Source organism: Shinella sp. G-2, from assembly GCF_050172695.1.
Classification (GTDB): Bacteria; Pseudomonadota; Alphaproteobacteria; order Rhizobiales; family Rhizobiaceae; genus Shinella.
Window position 1 is genome coordinate 21,918 of sequence record NZ_JBBEYH010000006.1, and the last position, 25,639, is coordinate 47,556.

Here is a 25,639-nt window from a genome sequence, read left to right on the forward strand (position 1 = left end):
AAGGCCTGCATCCATCTGCTCTACCTGGCTTGAGACTTGCAAACGCTCATCCGGTACGACGTTTCACCGGTTCGATTCCACGCAACTGCAAAGCCAAGATGCAAAAGCTGCCGTCGCAAGCGTTGCTCTCCTATATTTCCCTCGTTTCCATAAGGAATGCGGTTGCAGTCCGAGCGAGGATCTCTGCTCCAAGCGGCAGGGCTCGTTCGTCGACACGAAACTTGGGATGATGCAGGGGGTAGACCGCCTCGATGGTCTCGTTGCGAATGCCGAGCCGGAAATACACGGAGGGACACTTCTCGCTGTAGAAGGCGAAGTCGTCCGCGGCGGTCCAGCCGGGGGCATTGAGAACATTGTCCCGCCCGACCACTTCGGCGCCAGCCCGCCGGACGATATCAACCATGTCAGGTGAATTGACGACGGGTGGCTCACCGCGATGGAGGTTGATATCGACGCCGGCGCCGTGGGCCGCGGCAAGGCTTTCGAGGATCTGGCGCAGGCGATGCCAGGCCTTCTGCCGGGTTTCTTCATGGCCGCTGCGGATCGTGCCCTTCAACCGGACTTCGGGAGCGATGACATTGTACGCACCACCGCCCTCGATGCCGGTAACGGAAACGACCAGCGGATCGTAGGGATCGATCTCGCGCGAGACGATCTTCTGCAATTCCGTGACCATGGAGCAGGCGACGGCGATCGCGTCCACGCCGTCCGAAGGTTTTGCCGCATGGGCGGAATTGCCGGTAACCACGACGTCGAAGGTGTCGCAGGCAAGCGTATAGGGACCCGCGCCAACCGCAATCCGCCCGGCTGGCGTATAGGGATCGACATGGATGCCGATTGCAGCATCCACATCATCCAGCAGGCCTTCCGCGATCACACGCCGGCCGCCAAGCGGCTCGGCTTCCTCCGCGGGCTGGAAGATCAGTCGCACGGTGCCGCTGAAGCTTTGCTTCTGACTCTCGAGCAGAACCGCCGCCGCGTAGCCCATCGCTGCATGGGCATCATGGCCGCAGGCATGCATCACGCCCGGCCGCTCCGATGTAAACGGCACGCCCGACGTCTCGTTGATCGGCAAGGCATCGATATCGGCGCGGATCACCACCTTGCGGTTGGACGGGCCGGCGGTGCCGACGATATCGACAGCAAGCCCGAATCCCGCGACCGGCCGGACGGCCTTCAGGCCGGCCGTTTCGAGCACCTGCTTCAGATAGGCCTGTGTCTCGCGCTCCTCGTTCGAGAGTTCAGGGTTGCGGTGCAGGTGACGCCGGACGTCAACCATCCGGCGTTCGAGCTCTGGCTCCACTCCGAGTGGGTCATGATCAGGCTTTGACATGGATATCCCGCGGGAAATTGGTGAGCGTCTCGCAGCCGCGCTCGGTCACCAGGAAGGTCTCGCTGATCTCGATGCCCCAGCCGTCCATCCACATGCCGAGAATGGCGTGCAGCACGTTGCCGGGCTTCAGGATGGTCTTGTCGCCGGGCCGCAGGCTGATCGTGTGTTCGCCCCAATCCGGCGGATAGGCGACGCCGATCGAGTAGCCGATCCGCGATACCTTCTTCAGGCCGTAACGCTGGATGACCTGACGCCAGCTCGCCTCGACGTCCTCGGCCGTCACGCCCGCCTTGACGGTCGCCAGCACGGCCTCCATGCCTTCCAGCACCGCCTTGCTTGTGTCGCTGACCTTGGCGGGCATCGTCCCGAGCTGCATGGTTCGGGCGAGGCCCGCGGTATAGCGACGGACGACGCCGGCAAGTTCGAGCGCCACCGTCTCGTTCTCGCCGAAGCGGCGATCACTCCACATGACGTGGGGGGCCGATGCATTCTCGCCGGCGAGAATGGTCGGGGGAAGGGCGGTGATATCGCCGGCGAAATCCGGTGAACCGGCAACCTGCGCGGCCTGGATGCGGGCAATGGCGTCGCATTCGCGCACGCCGGGTGCAATCGCGTCATAGGCGGCGGTTACGGCTGCTTCGGCAAGACGCGACGCCTTGCGCAGATAGTGGATTTCGGCCTCGGATTTCACACTCCGGATCCAGTTCACCAGCAGATCCGCATCGTGGAACGTCGCGTTCGGCAGGCCGGCGGTCAGGCGGGCATGCGCCTTGGGCGAATAATAGTAGGCTTCGAGCTCGATGCCGATATTGCCGCGACCCCAGCCCTTGCGGGTGATCCAGGCCGCAATCCAGTCCATCGGATGGCGGTCGGCGCGCTGTACGTGGTCTTCCGGGAAGCCGACGACGTTTTCCGGCTTCATCCAGGCCGTCAGCAGGCCGCCCGCGGCATCCATGGCACGACCGATCCACACCGGCTCTTCGTCGGCGAGCGGCACGAGCACGGCCTGCGGCGTATAGAAGGACCAGCCATCGTAGCCGGTGATGTAGTGCTGGTTGGCAACGTCGTTAACGATCAGAAGATCGAGGTTGCGGCGCGCCATCTCGGTGCGAATGGCGTGAAGCCTGGCCTTGTATTCCGAAAGCGCGAAGGGGAGTTCGATCATGAAGAACACATCCTGTGAGCGGGTTATGAGGTTTTGGTCAGTGCGAGGAGACGGCAGGGCGCCAGTGGGTCCGGTGCGATGCCGCACTGTCGGAGAATGGCCCAGGCAGCCGCCAGATTGCTCGTGACGACGGGACGTCCCGTCTGTCGTTCGATTTCCGGCACGCATTGCGCGGCACGCAGCGCCGTGCAGGCGATGAACAGCGCTTCCGTCTGCGGCGTGACGGTTTCCATGGCCAATCGCACGATCTCTTCGCGTGGCAGGCGCGCCATGACGCGATCGTCTTCCATGCCGAGGCAGACGAGACGGTCGACCGCAAAGCCCTGGTCGGAGAAGAAGGCGTGCATGGGTTCGGCAGTGCGCCGCACATAGGGTGTCAGAATGACGATGCGCCTGGCGCGCAACGCGTGAAGGGCCCGGGCCGCGGCGCCCGCAGGGGTGATGACCGGCGTGTGCGGCTTGCCGGCAGCGAGCGCTGCGGCAATCGCATCCTCGCCGATGACGACCGACGCGGAGGTGCAGCCATAGACGATGGCATCCAGTTCCTCACCCGGAAGGATGAGCGATGCGGCCTCGGTGAGAAGCGGCTGCATGGCGCGCAGGTTTTCCGGCGTGGTCGGATTGGCATAGGCAACGCGCGTCACATGGACGGCAATCTCGTCGTTTGCCACCAGACGCCGGAAATCCGCCTCGACAGTATGATCGGTCGCAAGCGCGATCAGGCCGACACGCCGGGTGGAGGGCCGTTCGTCCAGGATCTGGCGTGGCTGAATTTCGTCGATCATGCACGCTCCGCGGGGTTCGAAACCTATTGAGCCGCGCAGACAAAAGCATGTCAATCCGAGAAAAAGATACGTGTCAATTTGCTAGAGCGAAAGCACGTTCCGGTCCGGCGCCGCCCGCAACAGGGAGGCGAGCGTATCGAGACCGGCACGCAACGCATCTTCCTCGGTTGCCGCGACCGAGACGCGGACCGCGCCGACGGGCGAGCCGGAAAGGCAGAAAGGCGTGCTGGGCGCGACTGCCACCCCGCGCGCCCGGGCCTGCGACGTGAAAGCCACTTCGTCGTGTTCGGGCGACAGAGGCAGCCAGACATGCAGCCCTTCCGGATGGGCGCGATAGGAAAGGCCATTCAGACATTGCGCGACGATCCTGTGGCGGGCGCGCAGAGCCTTCCGCTGCCAGCCGACCAGTGTCTCGATTGTGCCGTCGCCAAGCCAGAGCGTGGCGAGTTCGGCCATCACCGGCGTTGCCATCCAGTTTGCCATCAGCTGACGATTGGCGATGGTGGCGGCCAGGTGATCCGGTGCGACCGCATAGCCGATGCGCAGGCCCGGCATCGCCACCTTGCTGAAGCCGGTGACATAGAGCGTCCGCTCCGGGGCGAGCGCTGCAATCGGGCGCGGACGATCGGTGAGAAGGGGGCCGAAGACATCGACTTCGACGATCGCGACGTCGTGTCTGCGCGCCACATCGACAAGGGCTCTCCGCCGGTCCTCCGTCATCAGGACGGCTGTTGGGTTGGCGAGGTTCGGCTGCAGGGTGATCGCGCGGATCTGGTCGCGGCTGCAGGCCTCGTCCAAAGCCTCGGGCAGCATGCCGTCGGCATCGGCAGGTATCGCGCGAACCCGGATGCCGAGATAATCCGCGAGCGGGCGGACGACGTGGTAGCAGACCTCTTCGACAGCGAGGATCGCGCCTGGACCGACCGCAGTCATGAGCGCCATCGTGAAGGCGGAGGAGGAGCCGTTGGTCAAGAGCACGTTCTGAGGCGAAACATGCACGCCAAGGGTGGCGAGCCACGCGCTCGCGGCGTCATTGTGTCGGGGAAAGATCGTGTTTGGTCGAAACGACAGGACGGAGGCGGGTGTGACGACGTCACCGAGCCGGCGAAGCGCCGTCTTCATATGCTCGAGCTGCATGGTGGTGCAGACGGGCGTAACGATGGAAAGGTCGATCACATCAGCGTGGCCTTCGGCCATATAGGGCGGCTGGAACGATGGTCCGCTCGGCTTGACGTAGGTGCCGCGACCCACCTCGCCCGACACGAGACCGCGCCGGGCGAGAATGTCATAGGCCTTGCTGACAGTCTGGATGGAAAGCTTCAGATCATAGGCGAGGTCCCGGTGTGCCGGCAGTTTCTCATTCGGCGCAAGGCGGCCGTTCTTGATCGCGGCGGAAAACTGGTCTGCCAGGGAAATATAGGCCGGGCGCCGCAGCGCGCCGGCATCGGGTTGCCATTTTGTCATGCATTTTTCTGGCTCAAATGCAGGACAATTTCAAGAGCGCGTTGCAGCGGTCACTGCGCCGCGCCAAGCGCAAACCGTTCAGGCAAGCCTCGACATCCAGAAAGCCGCCATCGCGATCTCAGGTGGCGACCCTTCGTGCACCAAGGGAGAAGGCATCGGCGGCAAGGTCGGTGATATGTTCCGCGATCGGGATCGCGGACGTTGCCGCGGGCGACGGGGCATTGCAGATGTGGATCGTTCGGGCCGAACTGCGGATCAGGAAATCGTGCACGAGCGTACCGTCGCGCATCACCGCCTGCGCCCTGATCCCGGGCGGGTGCGGAAGGAGATCGGCGAGTGTCAGCGAAGGGCAGTAGCGCTGGCAGGCCTTCAGGTAGCGGCGACGAAAGGCGGAATTTGCCGCTTCCTTGAGACCGGACGAGAGGTTTGCCCGCAGCGTGCGCCAGAAGCCCGGGAAGCGCGCCATATCGCTGACGTCGCCGAAATCGACGGCAAGCTTGCCGTAGCCCTCGCGCGCCAGGGAGAGCACGGCGTTCGGACCTACGGTGACGTAGCCGCCGATCATGCGGGTGAGATGGATACCGAGGAAGGGCAGGGCCGGGTCTGGCACGGGGTAGATGAGGTGCCGCACCACCTGGTCGTGGCGCGGGGCAAGGCGGAAATATTCGCCCTTGAAGGGCACGATTGCGAAATCGTCGCCAAGCCCGCACAGGGCCGCGAGCCTGTCCGCCATCAGGCCGGCGCAGACGACGAGATGGCGGGTGATGCGCACGCTGCCATCCGCAAGCGTGAGGCGCACGTCGTTCGCCCGTTCCTCAATGTGGCGGACCTCGGCGCCCAGGGTCACCTGCCCGCCACGCTCGCCGACGATCGCAGCCATCCGGCGCACGATCGCACCGTAGTCGGCGATACCGGTCGCGGGGCTCAGCAACGCGCCGAGCCCGACGATATTGGGTTCGATCTCCCGTAGCTCCGCCGGACTGACGCGCCTGACATCGAGGCCGTTCGTCGTCGCGCGCGCCTCGAGCGCCGCGAGGCGCTCCATCTCGACGGGCGCGGTCGCCACCAGGAGTTTGCCCGGCTGTTCGTGCGCGATGCCATGCTCGGCGGAAAACCGCAGCGTGGCGGCAAGGCCGCGACGGCAGAATTCCGCCTTCAGGCTGCCCGGCGCATAATAGATGCCGGCATGGATGACGCCGCTGTTGCGCCCCGTCTGGTGCAGAGCAAGGCTTCCCTCCTTCTCCAGCACTTCGAGCGAAAGGCCGGGAAAGCGGCTGAGCAATTCGTGGGCCGTCGCGATGCCGACGATGCCGCCGCCGATGATGGTGATGTCGGTCAAGAGCGTCTCCCTGGCTTGGGCGGCGTTGTCGCCGCCCGCCTCTCCATGCTTCAGGCGATCGGCCGGATCTTCTGGTCGCCGTTGCGGCGTTCCCAATCGGCCCATTCGTCATGCGCATTGGGATCGCGCAGGATGGTCGGCTCCGAAAGGGCGAAGTCGGCGATGATATCCTTGCGCAGGCACACGACGCCCTTGTGCTTCAGGGCATAGTCGAGGAAACGGTCGAGCGAGCGCACGCGAAAAGGCCGGCCCTGCACCCGGTCGTGCGTGGAGATCGACATCATGCGCCGCCGCGTCGCAGCCTCCTCGTAGAGCACGTCGAACTCGTCTTTCAGCTGCCGCTCGTATTCCGTGTTGGTGAACTTGTAGCCCTCGAACTGCACGATGTCATTAAGGGTCAGCGAATAGGGCACCACGGCAAAATCCTTGCCGCGAACGGGGATGAGGAAAGGCTCGTCCCGGCTGACATCGTCGATGTGGTAGCGGAAACCCTCGTCCTGCAGGATTTTCAGCGTGTTCACCGTGCCGCGCATGGCCGCGCCGTTGTAGCCGACGGGGGCGACGCCGGTGGCCCGCTTGATCGAGTCGACGTTGTCGCGGATGAATTTTCGCTCTTCGGGCTCCTGGAGATCGACCTGGAGGATCCAGTCGCGCCCGTGCGCGGCGGCCTCGTGACCGCGCTCGACGATCTCGCGCGCGACGGCGGGACTACGGTCGACGGCGGAGCCGACCATGTGCGAGGTCACCTTGACGCCGTGTTTGTCCCAGAGATCGAGCATGCGCTGGATGCCTTCGACATAACCGTAGCGATACCAGCTCTTCGTCGGGAAATCCGGATAGGCGGGGTCCATGTCGATGAAGCCGGAGAAGGGGCCGCCGGGGCCATAGGGCGCTTCACCGCCGGCCTCGAACTGCATGGAAATGGAAATCACGAGCCGGATGTCGTCCGGCCAAAAGGTTTTGGTCATCTTGCTCTCCATGGGATAGGGGGCGGGCGCACCGAACGCCCGCCGGAAGGATCAGTTGACGCCCCAGATCTTCTTGTAGGCGTCGCGGTAGCCGTTGTTCGGATCGAAGGTGAAACGCGCGCCGCCGTCCTCCTTGACGTTTTCAGGCAGGAAGAGATGCACCGGCACGACGTAGCCGGAATCCTTCTCACCGGCGAAGGCGCGGTTCAGTTCGTCGACGGCCTGCCAGCCGTGCAGCGACAGGGGCTCGGCGACCGTGCCCGTCTGGAAGTAGTTCTGCTGGATGCGCTGGAAGGCGGCTTCCGAACCGTCACCGGCCGAGACGTTGCGCGGGAAACCATCCGCCGCCTTGCCGGCGGATTGCAGGGCCGATGCCATGAAGTCGATCGGCAGGTCGTTGATCGTCAGCGAATAGGTCCATTCGTCACCGAACCTCTGAAGCAGCGCATTGGTGAGTGGCGGCATGCGGGTGGAGGCTTCGGCGAGCGGCGTGTCCTCGATCGTCAGGAGCTTGCAGGTGGTGCAGGCGCGGATCACCTCGGCCATGGCGTCGGATTTGGCGATGGCGATATCGTAGATGCTGTCGGTGAAGATCACGACATTGGCCTTGCCGTCGCTGTCCGCCACGACGAAGGAGGCCGCCGCCTTGGAAATCTCCAGCGGATCGGTGGTGATGTTGGTGAAGACGGCGTGTTTGTCGGAGGGCCCTGTCGTCGCCGTGGCGTGCCAGCCGACGATCTTGATGCCGGCGGCCGCCGCCTGCTTGATCGCCTCGGCCTGTTCGTTGGCATCGACGGAACCGAGCACGATGCCGTCGGGCGAAAGCGCGATCGCCTGTTGCAGGGCCGCGGAGCGGCCGGAGACCGTGCCCTGGCCGTCAAGAACCCTGACCGTCCAGCCGATGGCTGCGGCCGCCTCCTCGACACCCTTGGAGACACCGAGCACGCCGCCATTGCGCAGGTCCGCCGCGACATAGACTATCGACTTGTCCTTCTCTGCGCGCGGCCCCGTCGTCGGCCCGGTCCAGGCGGGGTTGGGTTTGGTGATCTCGGCGATATAGGTCTTGGCGTCCGCGACGGCATCGGCCAGGGCAGCCTTGGCGGCGAGCGTTGCAAGCAGCGCAAGCGCGGTCGTCTGAAGCAGTCTTTTCATGTCTTCTCTCCTCCTTGAAGACGGTTTCACGATTTCGGGGTGGGGCGACGCGCGTGGCGCACCGAGCCGCGACGGCGCTGGGCGTAGCCGGCAATGCCGATCGCCACGAGCAGGGTCGCGCCGTTGAACAGGGGCTCGACATAGAAGGCGCCGCCCATCTGCTGGATGCCGGAAATACCGACGGCGAGGATGACGACGCCGATCATCGTGCCCCAGACATTGACGCGGCCGGGCTTGATGGTCGTGGAGCCCAGGAACGCGCCGACAAGGGCGGGCAGCAGGAATTCGAGGCCGACGCTCGCCTGTCCGATACGCAGCTTTGCTGCGAGCACCACGCCGGCAAAGGCGCCGATGAGGCCGGAGGCAACGAAGGCGCCGATGACGAAGCGGCGGGTACGGATGCCGTTCAGCTCCGCCGCGCGGGAATTCGCGCCGATGGCATAGAGATAGCGGCCGATCGGCAGGTAATCGGAAACCAGCCACAGCGCCACCGCGATGGCGAGCACATAGAAGGCGGCGATCGGCAGGCCGAAGAGCTGGGTCGTATAGAGGGCGGTGAAGGCGGGCGGCAGAAGGCCGATGACCTGACGTCCCTCGGTGTGCCAGAGCGCGGCGGCATAGATCAGCGTACCGGTGCCGAGCGTCGCGATGAAGCTGTCGATTTGCGCGACCTCGACGAGCAGTCCGTTGACGAGCCCGAGCAGGCAGCCGCCGGCAAGCACGATCAGCACCGCGACGGACCAGTGCAGGCCGTAGACCGTCTGCAGGCTGATGGCGAGCACATGCCAGATGACGATGCCATAGCCGACGGTAAGGTCGATGCGGCCGGTCATCATCGGGATCATCGCGGCCAGTGACAGCAGGGCGATCACCGCCTTCTCGCCGAGCACGGACCGAAGGTTCAGCACTGTCGGAAAGGTATCCGGCAGGAGCAGCGAAAAGACCAGGATGAGCAGGAGCGTCAGGAGCGGCAGGCCGTAGACCGGCAGCAGGCGCACGAGGCGGGCGCCGCCGGCAAGGCTCGCGAGTTCCGAGCGCGTCGGCTCCAGGGCGTTTGAACGTAGGGACTCCATCAGGCCTCCTCCTGCCTTGAAATCGGTTCCAGGGATGCGGTGTTGAGCAGGGTCTCGACCGTGAGATCGTCGCCTGAAAGTTCGGCGCTGACGCGCCCGTTGCGGAAGACCAGCGCGCGGTGGCTGATGCCCGCGACCTCCTCGAAATCCGTCGAGATCAGCAGCACCGCGAGGCCCCGCGCGAGCGCCTCGGCAAGCAGCGCATAGATATCGGCCTTCGAGCCGACATCGACGCCGGCGGTCGGATCCTCGAGGATCAGCACCTGGGCGCCGATCTGCATCCAGCGGGCCATGACGACCTTCTGCTGGTTGCCGCCGGAAAGCGTTTCGATCGCCGCGGCGGGATCGTTGGGGCGAATGTCGAAGGTCCGGCCGATGGCGGCGGTCGCCTTCGCCTCCGTGTCAGGACGGGCGAAACCGGCAAGACGCCGCCCGGTGAGCGCCGGATTGAGAAAGAGGTTTTCCTGCACCGAAAGGCCGCGCGCCACAGATTCCGCGTTGCGGTCGCCCGCCACCATGGCGATGCCCGCGCGGATCGCGGCCTGCGGATGCCGGCCTGTAAGCATCTGCCCGCCGCCCAGCAGAGCCTTGCCTGAATGGATGGCGCAACGGCCGAACAACGCCTGACCGATCGCGTCCTGGCCGGCCCCCCGCAGGCCGACGAGGCCAAGCACTTCACCACGCCGAAGCGTGAGCGACACCGGCCCGACATCGCCGGCGACGAGATTTTCCAGCGTCAGCGCGACAGGGGCATCGACCGCGACCGGCGGGCGCACAAAGACGTCCTTCAACCGGCCGCCGATGATAAGCTCGATCAGGCGGCCACCATCGAGCCTGCCGATCGGTTCGTCGGCGACGAGGTAACCATCGCGCAGCACGACGACGCGGTCAGCGATGGCGAAAACCTCGTCCAGCCGGTGCGAGACATAGATGATGGCCACGCCGCGGGCGCGAAGCCGCATCAATACGCCATGCAGCATGTCGACATCCGACTGCGGCAGGCTGGCCGTCGGCTCGTCGAGCACGAGGAGTTGCGCGTCCCGCGCGAGGGCCCGGGCGATGGCGACGAGGGATTTTTCCGTGCGCGTCAGATCCTGGATCCGCGCGTCCGGATCGATCTCTTCGGAGACAAGCGCAAGCGCCGCCGCCGCGCGGCGTCGTGCGCCCTGCCAGTCGATGAGGCCGAAGCGGCGCGGATAGCGGCCGTGCATCAGGCACATGTTTTCCGCGACCGTCATCCATTCGACAAGACCGAGATCCTGATGGATGAAGGCGATGCCGGGATGCCCCTCGCGCGGATCGAAAGGCGCGCCACGGAAGCGGAATGAGCCGGTATCGGCGGCATACACCCCGGCGAGCATCTTGATCAGCGTCGATTTGCCGGCGCCGTTCTCGCCGAGCAATGCAAGGATCTCGCCTGTCCTGACGGAAAAGCCGACGCCGCTGACCGCCTGCGTGCCGCCGAAACGCTTGCTCAGCCCATCGATCGACAAGACGGCGTCGGCCGCCGCCCATGCGTCGGTAAGTGCAATGGTCATGATCTTCCTCCCGCGCAACGTCGCTTCAGCTTTGTCCGTTTTTCGACGCTACGAGAGCAAAGTGCCAAAATCGGACTTGTCCTGCATTCGATAATCGGCCATTTTTATGCGATAATCGGCCAATCGGACGGAGGCGCGGCATGGCAGGGAAGGGAAGCGGCGAACGGTACTTCGAGGTTTCGACCGGCATGGTCAGCCATGCGCGGGCCTTTGGTCCGGGGCGCTTCGATTTTGCCAGCGAAGGAGAGGCGGGCGGGCAGCTCGTGCGGTGCACGACGGGGGAGCTCGAGCTTTTCGGGCATGCCGGCGAATGGATCATACCGGCGGACCATATGGTCTACATTCCACCATCCCGCATGTTTCGCCTGCGCGCCAGAATCCCGTCGGCCGGCGTCGTCGCGAAATTCTGCGCCAGGGAAGTCGCGTGGCTGCACAACGGTTGCTGGGTTGGCGCCGTCGGTGATTTCGCCGGCGGCATGATAGACTATGCCCTGCACTGGAGCGCGGAAGCAGCTGCCCGCGACAAGAGGGCGCGCTGTTTCTTCGTGACGCTGGGCGAGATGCTGCCGGACTGGTTCCGCCATGAGCGTATCCTGTGGACACCCTATGCGGAAAACTCCTCGATCCAGAAGGTGATCGATTTCGCGACCCGCCGCGGGCCGGGTGTCACGCTACCCGAGGTCGCCGATCATGCCGGCATGTCGGAGCGCACGCTGCGTCGCCATCTCCAGGCCGAGCTCGGCCAGAGCTGGCGCGAGTTCATCCGCGAGATGCGGATGAACCGGGCGATGGAGCTACTTCGAAAGGAGGGCCGCTCGATTACGGAGACCGCCTTCGAGGTAGGATTTTCCTCCAGCTCGGCCTTCTCGAGTGCATTCTTCAGCTATGTCGGCAAGACACCGTCCGTCTATGCAAAGGCGTTCAACCGGAATTCGGACCGCGGAGCCGAAGCGCCTGTTTCTGTTCAATAAGCATGCGTATACCATCCCATGCATCGGTCACGCCCTCCACACGGCCAGTTCCGTGCGCGCCGATTGCGCTATAGGCCGGAAGGCGAAACGAGGCCTTCAGAGTGTCAGAGGGGAATTGCTGCCGAGCTTGAACTCAACCGTGACGAAAACGAGATCTTCCGTCCCGATGTTTTCAAGATCGTGGATCATCGATTCACCGCTATTGAAGCTGAAGTGTTTCGTATCGCCGGCGGCATAGACTGCCTCGGCGATGCGTCCGTCGCCGTAGTGGCTGCGAGCACGTCCCGCTGTCAGAGCGGTCCAGAAATAGTTGAGGACGTGGCGGTGGAACTTCAGCCGCTCGCCCGGCGCAATGTGAAGGTGCCAAACGCGCAAGGTATCCGTCTCGGAAACGAGTTTACTGCCCACGCGGCCATTTTGCTGGCTGGCGGCAAGTTCTTCGACCAGGGCTTCCGGCCAGTCGGCAAAGGTGTTCTGCATGTTCGGTTCCTTTTAGCGTTGAAGAGGGGGAATGAGACGCTTGGCCTGGAGCTGACCGATCTTTTCGATCAGGGTCGCCTCGGTCGAGCGGATGTCATGGCAGCCGTGAATACGAAGCTTGGTGAGATCGGAGACGACGTCGAAACCCGTGTGGAAGACCCAGTCGCCGAAACTCCAGGGAATGGCGTCCTCGTACCGCGTTGAATTGAGGGCGTAGCGCTGCGTCATTGCCGACCAGAGCGGAGCCTTGTCACGCATATGGTCGACCAGCCGGATCGAGAGCGGAGGGCCGATATCGAGGCCATAGTGGTCCGCAAGGCTCGCCCAGAGCTGCTCCCAGCGGAAGAGATCGCCATTCGTCACGTTGTAGGCCTGGCCGGCGGCGATCGGAGCCGTTGCGGCCCATATGCTGACCCGCGCCAGAAGATCGGCGTCGGTCGCCTGCATCAGCACACGGTATCCGGCAGGCGAGCCCGGAAAGCGGAAAGGCACGGAAAGTTCGCGGCAGAGCGCCGCATAGGCGCCGATTACCATGGCAAGGTTCAGCGACTTGCCGGCAATGGCGCCGAGCACGATGTCCGGCCGCAGCAAGGCAAAGGTCCAGCCTTGGCGGGCGCAGTGGCTGGCAAGGGTATCCTCGAGATCGTAGTAGAAGTTTGGCGGCATATGGCGTGGATCGTCTTCGCGCATCGGCGTCTTGACCGGGCCGAGATGCAGGCCATACACCTTGCCGCCCTGGAAGAGCACCACCCTTTCGACTGGCGCATCGACGATGGCCAGAGCCTCCAGCAGGTTTGCCAGCATCGCCGCGTTGCGGCGCGCCTCCTCGGCAAGGTCGCGGTCGGGGACATAGGCCGCGTAGAAGACGTGCGTGATCCCGGAAAGAGCGCTCCGGTGGGCAAGAACGGCCGCCCGGTCCGTCAGGTCCGCTTCGAGCCAGGTGACGCCCGACATGAAGGGAGGCGCACCGTTTCGGGCGGCACCGACAACGTCCCAATCGGAACAGGTTTCGAGATATCGGATGACGGCGTGGCCGATCACGCCACTGGCGCCGACGACAAGGGCCTTCTTCGACATGCATTTCCTCCAAGGCAATACTGCCGTTGGCAGTGCAGGTTCCGTGCCAACTCCTTCGCCGCCGGAAAATGAGGGCGCGCCGCGGCCAGCGCTGTCGCAGCGCGACACTCCTGCGACACAGTCCGTGTTGCAGGGGGCGGTGAGCCCATATGAGCGACATGTGAAATGGCGAAGACCGCTTCCGCATGGTATTGGGGATCAAGAGGAAGGCTGTTGACGCCGCGAACAGGAAGCTGACAATCCGCGCGTGAGGCGCAAGGCTCGCAAGATACCTGTTGCGCGCGTCGGGAGGACGTTCATGAGCGCCACAACGAACCATTCGAAGACGATCATCTCGGCGATTGGCCAATCCGGCAGGCTACACGGTGCCAACCAGCCGCACCTGTCACGCGTCGTCGCTTCCTGGGAACGGTGTGTCGAACGCTATGGCCTCGACCCCTACAGGGTGGCCTTTCCGACCATCGTCACCCAGAACGAGCTGAAGAGCTATCAGGAACAGGTGGAAGACCTGATTGCGGTGGCGATGCCGGAGGTGGAGCGTCTTTTCACCCGCTTCGTCGCACATGACTACATCGTTTCGCTAACAGATGGGCGCGGTGTCACAGTGCTGTTCCGTTCGCAAAATCCGTCCGGGGGAAAATGCGCCGATTCCGGCCTGATCCTCGGGGCAATCTGGTCGGAAGAATTGCAGGGCACCAACGGGATCGGCACCTGTCTTGCGGAGGCCAAGCCGGTGTCCATCGTCATGGACAACCATTTCGACGAGCGGCTGGTAGACTTCAGCTGCACGGTGGCGCCTATCTTCGGGGGCGGCGGCAAGGTGGCGGCCGCGCTCAATCTCAGCACGGGCCGGCCGAGCGATCATTCCGTGCAGGCGATCGTCAGCGAGGTCGTGCGCCGTGCAGCGCGACGGATCGAGAACCGTTTCTTTGCCCGGCGAAATACGGGGCGGGAGCTCTTGCGCGTCTCGCAATACGAAGATTTTTCCGATGTCGGCGACGAGATGCGCATGGCGCTCGATCCGTCCGGGCGCATCGTCGACGCGACCCCGGATGTCCTGCGCTTCATGTCGCGCAAGAACACGGCGCTGATCGGACAGTCCCTGATGGATGTCACCGGGGCGGGCCGCAACGTCTTTTCGAGCGGCGACTCGGCAGCGATCGAGGTGAATGGCAACCGGTTCTTCATCCGCCTCGCCGATAGCGACAAGCGGCCGGCGCTCGCCGCGACATCTTCGCGTGTCCTTCCCAAGACGGCTTCAGCGACGCCGGATCTGAAGGTGCTGGTCGGCGACGATCCGGCGATCATGCTGCAGGTCGCGCGCATGCAGAAACTCGTCGACCGCCGTTTACCGGTTCTGTTGCAGGGTGAGACGGGCGCGGGCAAGACGGCACTCGCCAAGGCGCTGCATCAGGCGGGCGCCTGGTCGAAAGGGCCTTTCGTGTCGATCAACTGCGCGGCTATTCCGCCGGAACTGATCGAGAGTGAGCTGTTCGGTTATCGCCCCGGCGCCTTTACGGGAGCATCCCGACATGGATCGAAGGGCAGGATCGCCGAGGCGGATGGCGGCACGCTCTTCCTCGACGAGATCGGCGACATGCCGCTTGCGCTCCAGACGCGCCTCTTGCAGGTGCTGTCCGATGGCGAGTTCGTCGCCGTTGGCGCAACGGAGCAGACGAGGGTGCAGTTCTCGCTCATCTCGGCGAGCCTGCACGATATCCCGAAACTCGTTGACGAGGGACGGTTCCGCCAGGATTTGTTCTTCCGTCTCAGCGGTGCGACCTTGAGCGTTCCGCCGCTCCGGGCCCGTTCAGACAAACATGCCGTGGTGGAACGCTTCCTGCTGCGTGAGGCAGCCGAAGCCGGCATTCCCGATGCAAACATCGATCCGGCCGTTCTGAAGATCCTGCTCGCCTATCCCTGGCCCGGCAACATCCGGGAACTCAAGCATGTGGCGCGTTTCGCGGCAACGCTGGCCGAAACGGCGACAATTTCCGTGCGCGACCTGCCGCCGCCCTTCAATGCCAACGGCACAGGGGCCGTTGACGCGGCTGGCGATGAGCGTCGGATCATCGAGCTTGCGTTGCAGCAGAGCGGCTGGAACGTAAAACTGACCGCCCAGCGGCTCGGCATTTCGCGCGCGACGCTGCACCGCCGGATTGCGGCACTCGGTCTCATCCGCATGGCCTCGGCTCCCTAGGCGTGTCGCAGCTGCGACACGCCGCTGTTTCTTCCGCTTTTGCCTGCGACACGGGAAATTCCAATAAGTTATTGAAATAAAATAGTTTTCCAATTTGGCACGGTTCCTGCTGTGTTTCTTGCGAGGCTGGCGATCATCGTCAGGCAAGCAAGGAGGAGCATCCGATGTCGAACAATGAAAACACCACAGTCCACGGCCGCGTTGCAGGCAAGGTGGCGATCGTGACCGGGGGTGCGCTCGGTATGGGGCGCGCGTTCTCGCTGCGGCTGGCGGCGGAAGGCGCGACGGTCATCGTAACCGATATCAACCGGGAAGACGGCGAGAAGGTGGTCGCCGAGATCGCGGCGGCCGGCGGCAAGGCGGAATTCCATGTCCTCGACGTTGCCTCGGAAACCGATTGGGCAAAACTGCGGGAGACGATCGAGGCACGTTTCGGTAAGGTCGACATCCTCGTCAACAACGCTGGCATCTATCTCTCGGGCACGACGGAGAACACGGACGGCGCCGCCTGGGACAAGACCTTCTCCATCAATGCCAAGGGCGTCTTCCTTGGCTCGCGCGCGGCCATTCCGCTGATGCGCAAAGCCGGCGGAGGCTCGATCATCAACATCAGCTCGAACTGGGGCATTGTCGGCTTTCCCGACGCCGTCGCATATGTTGCCTCGAAGGGCGCCGTCCGCCTCCTAACCAAGGCGACGGCGACGGAAGTGGCCAAGGACGGCATCCGCGTCAACTCCGTGCATCCGAGCCTGACGATCACGCATCTGTCGAAGGATATCGTCACCGATCCGGTCGCCACCAAGGCGCTGCTCGGGCCCTCTCTGCTCGGCCGCCCGGCCAAGGCGGAGGAGATCGCCAATGGCGTGTTGTTCCTCGCCTCGGATGAATCTTCTTACATGACCGGCAGCGAACTGGTCATCGACGGCGGCTACCTCGCAAGCTGATCCATCAAGGCGCAGCGGAGGTCTGCCATGAACCAGTTACTGGTGGAGGCGCGGGGCGTCTCCAAATCCTTCGACGGGGTGCCCGCTCTCGTCAACGGCGAGATCACGCTGGCGGCCGGGGAAGTGCTTGCACTGTGCGGTGGCAACGGCGCGGGCAAATCAACCTTCCTCAACATCCTGATGGGCCTTCTCCAGCGGGATGACGGGAGCATCAGCGTGCATGGCCGGGAGGTCAATTTCCGCTCTCCGGCGGAGGCCTTGCAGGAAAGCATCGCCATCATCACGCAGGAGCTTTCGCCCGTGCCCGACATGACCGCGTCCGAGAACATCTTTCTCGGACGCGAGCCCCGCCGGGGCGGTCTCGTTGATCATGCAGCGATGTTGCGGTCGGCGCGCCAACTCCTGGCCGAGCTCCACTTCGACGTCGACGCCGCGAAGAAGATGGCGCAGCTTTCGCTCGCCCAGACCCAACTCGTCGAGATTGCGCGTGCGATCAGCCGCAATGCACGCATCCTCATCATGGACGAGCCGACGTCGGCGATCGGTGAACACGAGACAAAAATCCTGTTCGACGCCATCCGGCGTCTCACGGCCAGTGGTGTCGGCGTCATCTATGTCAGCCACCGTTTGGAGGAATTGTTCGAGATCGCCGATCGCTACACGATCTTCCGCGATGGCCGCTACATCACCAGTGGCGCAATGGCCGATATTGACCGCCGGCATCTGGTGGAACTCATCGTTGGCCACGACTTGCCGGCACGCAGCGACATCGCGGCTGCCAAGGAGGAAGACGCGCCGATCCTGCTCGATGTGGAGGGCCTCACGCATCGCCATCAGTTCCAGAATATCAGCCTGCAACTGCGCGCCGGCGACATAACCGGCCTTTACGGGCTGATGGGGTCGGGCCGGAGTGAATTCCTCAATGCCGTCTACGGCATCGGCGCGCGCAGCGACGGCGTGGTCAAGCTCTGTGGAACCGTCCTGCCGGCCCAGCGCCCTGACATCGCGATTGCGAATGGTCTTGCGATGGTGACCGAGGACCGCAAAGAGACCGGGCTTAATCTCGAGGCCTCCATTCGGCACAACATTTCGATGCCGGTGCTCGGTGGGCTGGCGCGCTTCGGCATGATCGCGCGCGGACGGGAGAAGACGCTGAGCGCCGGCCTGATGCGCCGTCTTTCCGTGCGCGCCGCCGGTGACGGCCTCAAGGCCGGGGCGCTCAGCGGTGGCAACCAGCAAAAGGTCGTGGTGGCGCGGTGTCTCGCCTCCCATCCCAAGGTGCTGATCTGCGATGAGCCGACCCGCGGCATCGACGAGGGCGCCAAGCAGGAGATCTACCAGCTCCTGCGCGATTTCGCGGCGGATGGCGGGGCAGTGCTCGTCTGCTCTTCCGAGGCGCCGGAATTGCTGCAGCTCTGCGGCAGCATCGCGATTTTCAAGAAAGGCCGGCTGAAGCGTTTCGTTCGCGCAGCCCAATCCGACCTGCGAACGCTCTTGCACGAAGCATCCCTGAGCGTCGGCTTCAAGGGGGAGGAGACCACCCATGAACAGTCAAACCATCCGTAAGGCGGGCGATCCCGCTGCATTCCAGTTTTCGAGCATCGCCCGCAACGTCCTGCACAATCAGGGTATCCTGATCGTCTTCCTGCTGTTGTGCATAGGGCTCAGCCTGTCCAGCGAGTTCTTCCTGACCTGGAACAACTGGACGAACATTATCCGGCAGACGGCGATCAACGGCATCCTGGCGATCGGTGTCACCTATGTCATCCTGGCGGGCGGCATCGACCTGTCGGTCGGCTCAGTCATGGCGCTGTGCGGCGCGGTGGCGGCGAGTTTTGCCGTGACGCCCGACAATGCCTTCATCGGTGTCGCGCTGGTGGCGAGCGTTGCCACCGGTTTCCTCGCGGGCCTCGTCAATGGCACGGTCACCGCCTATCTGCGCGTACCCTCTTTCGTGGTGACGCTCGGCATGCTGAGCGCCGCGCGCGGCCTCACCTTCATTTACACGGACGGGCGGCCGATTTCGAATCTTTCGCCGGAATTCCTGTGGTTCGGCAATGGCGCGGTGCTGGGCATACCGGTTCCGATCGTGGCGCTCACCCTCGTCTTCGCGGTGTGCTGGTTCGTGCTGCGCTATACCGTCTTCGGACGCCATGTCTATGCCGTCGGCGGCAACGAACGGGCGGCGATCACCAATGGCGTCAGGACCCGCCGTGTCACCGCGCTCACCTACATTGTATCGGGCGTGCTCGCCTCGCTGGCCGGCGTCATCCTGACGGCCCGCTCCACCGCGGCCCTACCGCAGGCCGGCATCGCCTATGAACTTGATGCCATCGCGGCTGTCGTTATCGGCGGTACCAGCCTTTCCGGCGGCAAGGGAACCCTCATCGGTACGGTGTTCGGCGCCCTGATCATCGGCACGATCAACAACGGCTTGGATCTACTGGGAATCTCTTCCTATTACCAACAGGTCGTCAAGGGCCTGATCATCGTCGGCGCCGTGCTGCTCGACGTTGGCCGCCGCCGCTAATTCCCCTTTCAACCCAACACAGAACCTCGGGAGGATATGTCTGTGAAACTGAAACTCACTCTCATGGCGGCGGCGCTGACGCTGCTGTCTTCGAATGCCGCCTGGTCGCAATACCGTATCGCGCTGATGCCCTTCGGGCTGCCGGAATACATGTCGACCTTCGTCAACGAAATCGAACAGCACCCGCTCGTCAAGGACGGCACGGTCAAGATCACGGTGCTCGATGGACGTTTCGACGCTTCAGTGCAGAGCAACCAGATGGACACGTTAATTACCCAGCGCGTCGACGCCATCATCTTCTCGCCGATCGATGCCGATGCGGCGGCGGCCCCCGTCGGTCGCGCCGCCGCGGCTGGCATCCCTGTCGTCGGAGCCGTCACCAAGGCAAATTCCGACCAGATGTTCGCCTATATCGGAACGAATGACGTGGACGGTGGCCGCATCATCGCCGAGCACATGGCAAGCGAGCTGAAGGCCAAGGGCAATGTCGTCATCCTGGAAGGGCCGATCGGCAATTCGCCCCAGCTCCTGCGTCGCCAGGGTATCGACGGCGTGCTGGAAAAGAACCCCGACTTGAAGCTGCTTGCCGCGAAGACGGCCAATTGGTCTCGCGCAGAAGGTCTAGCTGTCATGGAGAACTGGCTCTCGCTCTATGGCGATGCCGTCAACGGCGTGATCGCCGAGAACGACGAAATGGCGCTCGGCGCCATCCAGGCGATCGAGGGCAAGGGACTCAGCACAGCCAATGTGAAGGTGGTGGCGATCGACGGCATCCAGGACGGTATCCGCGCCGTGAAATCGAACGGTCTCTTCACGCTCTACAAGTCCGCTCATCACGAGGGGCAGGGTGCACTCGATCTCGCGCTGCGCGCCGTCATCGGTGAAAGCTATGAGCCGAAGGCCGATATCTGGCAGTCCGACATGACATGGGCCGGCGGCACGGCCAAGCAATATGATGTGCCGTGGATCGAGGTCACCCCGGCCAATGCAGACAAATTCTTGAAGAATTGAATGCGGCGCGGCCGGGAGAGGGGCCTCTTCCGGCTGAACTCCGGAAAAATCAGGGAGACAAAGGAATGCTGAAGGACAAGGTCATTTTCGTCACCGGCGGGGCCAAGGGCATGGGAGAGGCGCATGCGCGGCTCTTTGCCGAGCGGGGCGCGACGGTGCTGATTACCGACATGGACAGGCGGGGGGAGGAGGTCGCGCAGGATATCGTCGCGGCGGGCGGCAAGGCGCATTTCCGCACCCTTGACGTCACGGACGAGGCGGCCTGGAAAGCCTGCATCGCCTGGGCGATGGAAAACTTCGGCCGGATCGACGGGCTGGTGAACAATGCCGGCATCCTCATCCGCAAGCCCGTACCCGAAATCGACATGGCCGACTGGAACGCGCTCTTCGACATCAACGTCAAAGGCACCTTCCTCGGCTGTAAACACGTGCTGCCCGCCATGCAGGCTGCCGGCGGCGGATCCATCGTCAACGTCTCCTCGATTTCGGGCTACGTTGCGAATATGGAGGGCATGAGCGCCTATTGCGCCACCAAGGGCGCCATCCGCCTGCTGAGCAAGGGCGTCGCCGTGGACTATGCAAAGTTCGGAATTCGCGTCAATTCCGTGCATCCCGGCACGATTTCCACCCCGATGACGGCAGAATTCGAGGCAGACCCAAGCAAACACGCCATGCTGGTGGGTGTCACCGTCATGGGGCGGATCGGCCAGGCGCGGGAGGTTTCCGAGGCCGTGGCTTTCCTCCTGTCTGACGGCGCGTCCTACATGACAGGCTCGGAAATGACTGTCGATGGCGGCTTCACGGCGGTCTGACTGGCTGCAGAAGCGTCGAGGACACCTGGAAAATTCGGGCCGCGAACATACGCCGCCCGTTTTTTTTCGAGACGAGCGAGCCCCGCGTCTGAGGTTTTTCGAACGCAACCCTTACGAGACAAGGGCGCTTAACCGGATCTCGGCGAGATTGCTGACGAGGACCGGAGCACCAGGGTCGGCGGAGAGATTGCCGATGGCACCGTCGCTCCGTCTTCCAGATGCGCAAGAAGCATGTCGACCGCCGCGGCGGCCACCTGATCGAGGTGAAGGTCGACCGCGGTGAGGGGAGGCGTCGCCAGCTTGGCGCGCATGCCGTCATAACGGGTGACGAGGCGAAGGTCTTCCGGAACGCGGCGGCCCACAGCCCGCGCCGCGTCCAGAACGCCGGTTGCGAAGGCATCGACCGGCACACACAGGGCCGAAAGGGAGGGGTCCGCGCGCAGGAGCCGTTCGGCGGCTTCCGCGGCAGCCTGCTCACCACCCCGTTCATCGATGCGGATAGCGACAGGAGAGGCGCCGGCGCGCGACGCGTAGGCGGCTTCCATCTCGATATAGGAATTGCGTCTTTGCTGCCCGGTGATCAGGCCCACGTGACCGTCCCCGGAAAACAGATGGTCGAGCAGAAGCTGCGCCGTCGCACCGCTCTGCAGATCCACGAAGGGGATATCCTCCCGGCCCGGCGGGCGACCGATGCACACGACGTTCACGCCGCGATCGGAAAAGAAATCGAGGACCGGATCGTCGCGTTCGGGCTCCACAACGATCGCGCCGTCCACTTCGAGCGCATCGAGGCTGTCGCGGGGCCCGAGAGGCGGCACGAGGCAAAGGGATATTCCGCGCGAAAACGCCGTAACGGCGGCGGCGGCGGCGATCTCCATCAGAAAGCCCAGCCGGGAAGGGCCAGCGGCCACGGCGAAGGGCATGGAGGAGACAAGCGCGATAGAGCCAGCCCGGCCGGTGCGCAGGCGCTGCGCTCGGTGGTTCGGGCGATAGCCGATCTCCCGGGCGAGCGCCTCGATGCGTTTGCGCGTCTCCGGCTCGACATGGCGCCGGCCACTGAAGGCGTGCGAAACGGTGGTAACGGATACGCCCGCGGCCTTCGCAAGGTCGGCGATTGTCGGTTTTCCCATGGCCCCTCCAGTGCCCCTCGTCCTAGCACGCAAGCGCTCATCACGCAAAACGATTTGCAAAACAAAAATTCCGTGCTACGAAATGCGCCATGCAAAACGATTTGCATAATCGGCTTGAGGAGGCCGGGAGGAGAAAATCATGCAGAATGAATTGAATGGACTGGTCGATCCGGCCGACGAGCGGCTGCCGCTGCGCAGTCTCGCGCTGTTTGGCCTGCAACATGTGCTGGTGATGGCCGCTTCGCCCATCACCGCTGTCTTTCTCGTCAGCAAGGCGCTCGGCTTTAGCGATACGGTGACGGTCTCGCTCATCAGCGCGACCTTCTTTGTCTGCGGCATCGGCTCGATGCTGCAAAGCTTCGGGCCGAAGGGTTTTGGCGCGCGTCTGCCCTTCATCATGGTGCCGGGCGGCGCCCCCATCGCCATCTTCCTTGCCATCGCGCAGCAGACCGACGTGCAGACGGCGGTCGGGGCCGTCATCATGACGGCACTGTTCTACTTTCTTGCCCTGCCGGTCTTCCGCCGGTTGCTGCGCTACTTCCCGCCCATCGTCGTCGGCACCATGCTGCTGCTGGTCTCCGTCAACCTCGTGCGCATCTACGGCGTGACCATCACCGGCAAGCCCGGAACGGAGGGTTTCGCCGCGCCGATCGAGGTCGGCCTCGCCCTTATCACCATCGTTCTCACCATCGTCGCCGCGCGCGTCTTTTCCGGCACGCTCCAGCGGCTCGCCGTCATGCTCGGTCTTGTCGGCGGCTCGCTCGTCGCATTCGCGCTCGGCCATATGGACATGTCCGGCGTGCTTTCCGGCCCCGTGATCGCCGTTCCGCAGCTTTTCCCCTTCGGCATGCCGAAGTTCGATTTCATCGCCGCCATTCCGCTGATCGTCTTCTCGATCATTTCCATGGCGGAGGCGACGGGGCAGACCATCGCGACGGCCGAGATCGTCGGGCGGCGCGGCGACGCACACGCCATCGTTCCGGCGACGATCCGCGGCGATGCGCTGATGTCGCTGGTCGGCGGCCTGTTCGGAACGTCGCTGATCATCACCAGCGGTGAGAATGTCGGTATCGTGCGGGCGACGAACGTCAAGTCGCGCTACGTCACGGCCATGGCGGGGGCGATCCTCGTGGTGATCGCCCTGTTCGCGCCCATCGGGCGCATGGCGACAGCCTTGCCGGAGGCCGTTGTCGGCGGCACGGCGGTGATCGTCTTCTCCATCATCGGCGTCATCGGCATCGACCTGCTGCGCCGCGTCGATCTGCGCGAGCACGGACCGATGTTCACACTGGCCTCCGCACTGTCGATCGGTCTGCTGCCGATCCTGGTGCCCGGCGTTTACAGCCAGTTCCCGCAGTGGATCCAGATGATCCTCGGCAATGGGCTCGCCGCAGGCACCATCACGGCCGTCATCGTCAACGCCTTCTTCTCCCACCACGGCGCCAACCGGAACTCCGCGGAGACGGCGCCTTCCCTGCAATCCACCGCCCAAGGAGCCAGCGAGTGAGCGCGATCCGTGAAAATCTTTCCAGAACCGGCGATCTTCTTCTGCATCCCGGTCAGGTCCTGCTGCCGGAAGGGCCGCGTGCCGGCATGGCGGTGCTCGTGCGCGCCGGGATTTTCCACCGGGTCTATACGGTGGAGGCTGTGGCCCGCGACTATCCGGATCTGATCCCCGTCGACCTGCCAGATCATCTGCTGATGCCCGGCTTCGTCGATGCCCATACGCATCTCACCCAGTCGCTCGGCAAGTCGCTGGTCTTCGGAGAACCCTCCGAAATCTTCCGGCGGATCTGGGTGCCGCTGGAGGGCAGCCTGGACGAGCGTATGGTCTATCTTTCGGCGAAGCTCGCGGCGCTCGAATGCCTGCGCGGCGGCTTCACCACCGCCGTCGATGCCGGCACCCGCTCCGAGGGCCATGTCGGCGCGCTGGTGCGGGCCGCAAGGGAGGTCGGGCTTCGCAGCGTCGTCGGCTTCATCTGCAACGATCTTGGGGGGACCGCCCAGATACCGCAAGCCGATGTCATCCTGCGCCAGGCCGGGGAACATCTGTCGACCTACCGGCAGGACCCGCTGATCCATCCGTCGCTGGCGATCTCCATTCCGGAAGCGGCGAGCGACGGGATGCTGAAGGCGGTATCCGACATGGCGGCGGCGAACGGCGTGGTGTTCCAGACCCATGTCAACGAACATCTCGTCGCCGTCGAGCGTTCGCTTGTGGCGCGGGGGCGCCGGCCGATCGAGCATCTGGGGCATCTCGGCGCCCTCGGCCCTCACGTCCTGCTCGCGCATTCGACGCTCATCACGCCGCATGAACTCAATCTCCTTCAGAAAACCGATACCGCCGTCGCCTACAATCCGGTGGCGAGCCTCTGGAAGGGCAATGCGGTGGCGCCGGCCCTGCAGATGGCCGCGCTCGGCATTCGCTTCGGGCTGGGCACGGACGGAACGCGTGCGGACGGCTTCCGGCTGATGGACGCGGGCGAGGGCCTGCAGCGTGCCGGCTTCGGCCTCGCCACAGGGGATTCGTCCTGCGGCGGCGGCTGGCTCTGGCTCGACCGGGCGACGGCGGGCGCGGCGAACGCCGCCGGCCTCTCCGGCGTGACGGGGGCGATTGCCGACGGCCTTGCGGCCGATTTCCTGCTCGTCGATCTCGACCGGCCCGAATTCACGCCTTCGCACGACCTGATGTGGGAGCTCGTGCGTTACGGCAACCGCGACCAGATCGACGCCGTCTTCACGGCAGGGCAGCTCAGGCTCTGGCAGGGCTGGCCCGTCGACTGGGATGCGCGTGCTCTTCTGGCAGAGGTTCGCGGCGATACGGCAGCGGCCATCGCCAAGGCTCCGATCCAGCGTATCCACCCCGTTTCGCAAGCCCATCGAGGTCTCGGACAGTACCAATGAGCATGAATCTTATCGCCATCCTGGCGGTCGTCACCTTCGTTTCAGCCTTCATCCAGGGATCGCTCGGCATCGGTTTCGCGCTGATCGTGGCGCCTGTCGTCGGCATGCTGAAACCAGAACTCCTGCCCGTCACCCTCCTGTTGCTGATGCTGCCGCTCAACTTGCACGTCGCAGTTCGCGAGCGCGACCATGTCGACTGGTCGGGCGCGACGTGGATCAGCATCGGGCGTTTCGCGGGGACCTTCGCCGGCCTCTGGTTGCTGGCGGCCCTTTCGGTCGACCAGCTCGACCTTGCCGTCGGCATCTTCACCGTGGTTGCCGCAGGCGCCGCGCTGGTCGCCCCGCCTTTCTCGCCGAACAAGCCGAGCGCATTGGGCGTCGGCCTGTTCACGGGTGTCACCGAAACCGCGACCGGCATCGGCGGGCCGCCGCTCGCTCTCCTCTACCAGCATGCCAAAGCGCCCGTCCTGAGGGCGACGGTCGCGCTTTGCTTCTTCGTCGGCGAGATCATGTCGCTGGTGGTGCTGGCCTTTTCGGGGCGCATCGGCTCGGAGCAACTGCTTGCCGCTCTCTACCTGACGCCGCCGGTCCTCCTGGGCAGCGCTGCTTCCCGGCTGGCGCATCACCGCATCGGCGGGCGCGGGCTGCGGCTCGGCGTCCTCGCATTCGCCATCGTGAGCGGATTGTTCCTTATCTTGCGCTGAACCGTTTGACGCCAAGGCTTCGCGCCGGCTCTTCGCCTTCCTTCTCTTTGGAGAGCCCC

At 64.3% G+C, this 25,639-nt stretch carries 22 protein-coding genes; 10 read left to right on the forward strand and 12 right to left on the reverse strand.

All coding sequences use genetic code 11. The features are described from left to right. Positions 1-130: 130 nt before the first annotated feature. The 9 genes from V8U06_RS12395 to V8U06_RS12435 all read right to left on the reverse strand — a co-directional run bounded on the left by V8U06_RS12395 (position 131) and on the right by V8U06_RS12435 (position 10,817). Positions 131-1,279: a M20 metallopeptidase family protein gene (locus tag V8U06_RS12395; RefSeq protein ID WP_427140879.1), complete on the reverse strand. Its 1,149-nt coding sequence runs from the start codon at positions 1,277-1,279 to the stop codon at positions 131-133. 40 nt (positions 1,280-1,319) lie between these two features. Continuing rightward, positions 1,320-2,498 carry a M24 family metallopeptidase gene (locus V8U06_RS12400; RefSeq protein WP_427140880.1) on the reverse strand — a complete coding sequence of 393 codons (1,179 nt, stop codon included), beginning with the start codon at positions 2,496-2,498 and terminating at the stop codon, positions 1,320-1,322. 23 nt (positions 2,499-2,521) lie between these two features. Next, complete coding sequence (gene eutA, locus V8U06_RS12405; protein ID WP_427140881.1) at positions 2,522-3,283, reverse strand: ectoine utilization protein EutA; 762 nt, start codon at positions 3,281-3,283, stop codon at positions 2,522-2,524. A gap of 81 nt (positions 3,284-3,364) precedes the next feature. After that, the gene (locus V8U06_RS12410) at positions 3,365-4,747 is read right to left on the reverse strand and encodes a PLP-dependent aminotransferase family protein (RefSeq protein ID WP_427140882.1); all 1,383 of its coding nucleotides are present in this window, start codon (positions 4,745-4,747) and stop codon (positions 3,365-3,367) included. A 118-nt stretch (positions 4,748-4,865) separates the two neighbouring features. After that, the gene (lhgO, locus tag V8U06_RS12415) at positions 4,866-6,086 is read right to left on the reverse strand and encodes an L-2-hydroxyglutarate oxidase (RefSeq protein WP_427140883.1); all 1,221 of its coding nucleotides are present in this window, start codon (positions 6,084-6,086) and stop codon (positions 4,866-4,868) included. A gap of 50 nt (positions 6,087-6,136) precedes the next feature. Next, positions 6,137-7,054 (reverse strand): polysaccharide deacetylase family protein, encoded by a 918-nt coding sequence (locus tag V8U06_RS12420; protein WP_226922519.1) that lies wholly within the window; start codon positions 7,052-7,054, stop codon positions 6,137-6,139. Positions 7,055-7,105: 51 nt separating this feature from the next. Continuing rightward, positions 7,106-8,206 (reverse strand): substrate-binding domain-containing protein, encoded by a 1,101-nt coding sequence (locus V8U06_RS12425; protein ID WP_427140884.1) that lies wholly within the window; start codon positions 8,204-8,206, stop codon positions 7,106-7,108. A gap of 26 nt (positions 8,207-8,232) precedes the next feature. Continuing rightward, positions 8,233-9,279, reverse strand: coding sequence for an ABC transporter permease (locus V8U06_RS12430; RefSeq protein WP_427140885.1), 1,047 nt, complete (start codon positions 9,277-9,279; stop codon positions 8,233-8,235). Next, positions 9,279-10,817 carry a sugar ABC transporter ATP-binding protein gene (locus V8U06_RS12435; protein WP_427140886.1) on the reverse strand — a complete coding sequence of 513 codons (1,539 nt, stop codon included), beginning with the start codon at positions 10,815-10,817 and terminating at the stop codon, positions 9,279-9,281. Before V8U06_RS12435 ends, V8U06_RS12430 begins: the two co-directional genes overlap by 1 nt. A gap of 188 nt (positions 10,818-11,005) precedes the next feature. Here V8U06_RS12435 and V8U06_RS12440 point away from each other — a divergent pair, with 188 nt between their 5' ends. Then, positions 11,006-11,788, forward strand: coding sequence for a helix-turn-helix transcriptional regulator (locus tag V8U06_RS12440; protein WP_427140887.1), 783 nt, complete (start codon positions 11,006-11,008; stop codon positions 11,786-11,788). 96 nt (positions 11,789-11,884) lie between these two features. On the opposite strand, the gene V8U06_RS12445 is transcribed toward V8U06_RS12440, so the two are convergent. Next, positions 11,885-12,268: a hypothetical protein gene (locus tag V8U06_RS12445; RefSeq protein ID WP_427140888.1), complete on the reverse strand. Its 384-nt coding sequence runs from the start codon at positions 12,266-12,268 to the stop codon at positions 11,885-11,887. Positions 12,269-12,280: 12 nt separating this feature from the next. Further along, on the reverse strand, positions 12,281-13,345 hold the full coding sequence (locus V8U06_RS12450; RefSeq protein WP_427140889.1) for an SDR family oxidoreductase: 1,065 nt from the start codon (positions 13,343-13,345) through the stop codon (positions 12,281-12,283). A 298-nt stretch (positions 13,346-13,643) separates the two neighbouring features. Between V8U06_RS12450 and V8U06_RS12455 the strand changes: the two genes are divergently transcribed. The 6 genes from V8U06_RS12455 (at position 13,644) to V8U06_RS12480 (ending at position 20,842) form a co-directional block, all read left to right on the forward strand. After that, the gene (locus V8U06_RS12455; protein WP_427140890.1) at positions 13,644-15,545 is read left to right on the forward strand and encodes a sigma-54-dependent Fis family transcriptional regulator; all 1,902 of its coding nucleotides are present in this window, start codon (positions 13,644-13,646) and stop codon (positions 15,543-15,545) included. A 164-nt stretch (positions 15,546-15,709) separates the two neighbouring features. Further along, positions 15,710-16,489 carry an SDR family NAD(P)-dependent oxidoreductase gene (locus V8U06_RS12460; RefSeq protein ID WP_427140891.1) on the forward strand — a complete coding sequence of 260 codons (780 nt, stop codon included), beginning with the start codon at positions 15,710-15,712 and terminating at the stop codon, positions 16,487-16,489. A gap of 42 nt (positions 16,490-16,531) precedes the next feature. Next, the gene (locus V8U06_RS12465) at positions 16,532-18,055 is read left to right on the forward strand and encodes a sugar ABC transporter ATP-binding protein (RefSeq protein WP_427140892.1); all 1,524 of its coding nucleotides are present in this window, start codon (positions 16,532-16,534) and stop codon (positions 18,053-18,055) included. Continuing rightward, positions 18,033-19,019 carry an ABC transporter permease gene (locus tag V8U06_RS12470; protein WP_427140893.1) on the forward strand — a complete coding sequence of 329 codons (987 nt, stop codon included), beginning with the start codon at positions 18,033-18,035 and terminating at the stop codon, positions 19,017-19,019. The genes V8U06_RS12465 and V8U06_RS12470 overlap by 23 nt, the downstream gene beginning before the upstream one ends. 42 nt (positions 19,020-19,061) lie before the next feature. Continuing rightward, on the forward strand, positions 19,062-20,030 hold the full coding sequence (locus tag V8U06_RS12475) for a substrate-binding domain-containing protein (RefSeq protein ID WP_427140894.1): 969 nt from the start codon (positions 19,062-19,064) through the stop codon (positions 20,028-20,030). 65 nt (positions 20,031-20,095) lie between these two features. Beyond that, positions 20,096-20,842: an SDR family NAD(P)-dependent oxidoreductase gene (locus tag V8U06_RS12480; RefSeq protein ID WP_427140895.1), complete on the forward strand. Its 747-nt coding sequence runs from the start codon at positions 20,096-20,098 to the stop codon at positions 20,840-20,842. Between the two features lie 128 nt (positions 20,843-20,970). Here the strand turns inward: V8U06_RS12480 and V8U06_RS12485 are convergent, their stop codons facing one another. Next, on the reverse strand, positions 20,971-21,972 hold the full coding sequence (locus V8U06_RS12485; protein ID WP_427140896.1) for a LacI family DNA-binding transcriptional regulator: 1,002 nt from the start codon (positions 21,970-21,972) through the stop codon (positions 20,971-20,973). A 139-nt stretch (positions 21,973-22,111) separates the two neighbouring features. On the opposite strand from V8U06_RS12485, the gene V8U06_RS12490 reads away from it, so the two are divergent. Genes V8U06_RS12490 through V8U06_RS12500 form a run of 3 tightly spaced genes read left to right on the forward strand, consistent with a single transcriptional unit; the run spans position 22,112 to position 25,580 of the window. Continuing rightward, positions 22,112-23,479: a uracil-xanthine permease family protein gene (locus V8U06_RS12490; protein WP_427140897.1), complete on the forward strand. Its 1,368-nt coding sequence runs from the start codon at positions 22,112-22,114 to the stop codon at positions 23,477-23,479. Then, positions 23,476-24,876, forward strand: a complete 1,401-nt coding sequence (locus tag V8U06_RS12495) for an amidohydrolase family protein (protein WP_427140898.1) — start codon at positions 23,476-23,478, stop codon at positions 24,874-24,876. The genes V8U06_RS12490 and V8U06_RS12495 overlap by 4 nt, the downstream gene beginning before the upstream one ends. After that, complete coding sequence (locus tag V8U06_RS12500) at positions 24,873-25,580, forward strand: sulfite exporter TauE/SafE family protein (RefSeq protein WP_427140899.1); 708 nt, start codon at positions 24,873-24,875, stop codon at positions 25,578-25,580. Before V8U06_RS12495 ends, V8U06_RS12500 begins: the two co-directional genes overlap by 4 nt. Positions 25,581-25,639: the final 59 nt, after the last annotated feature.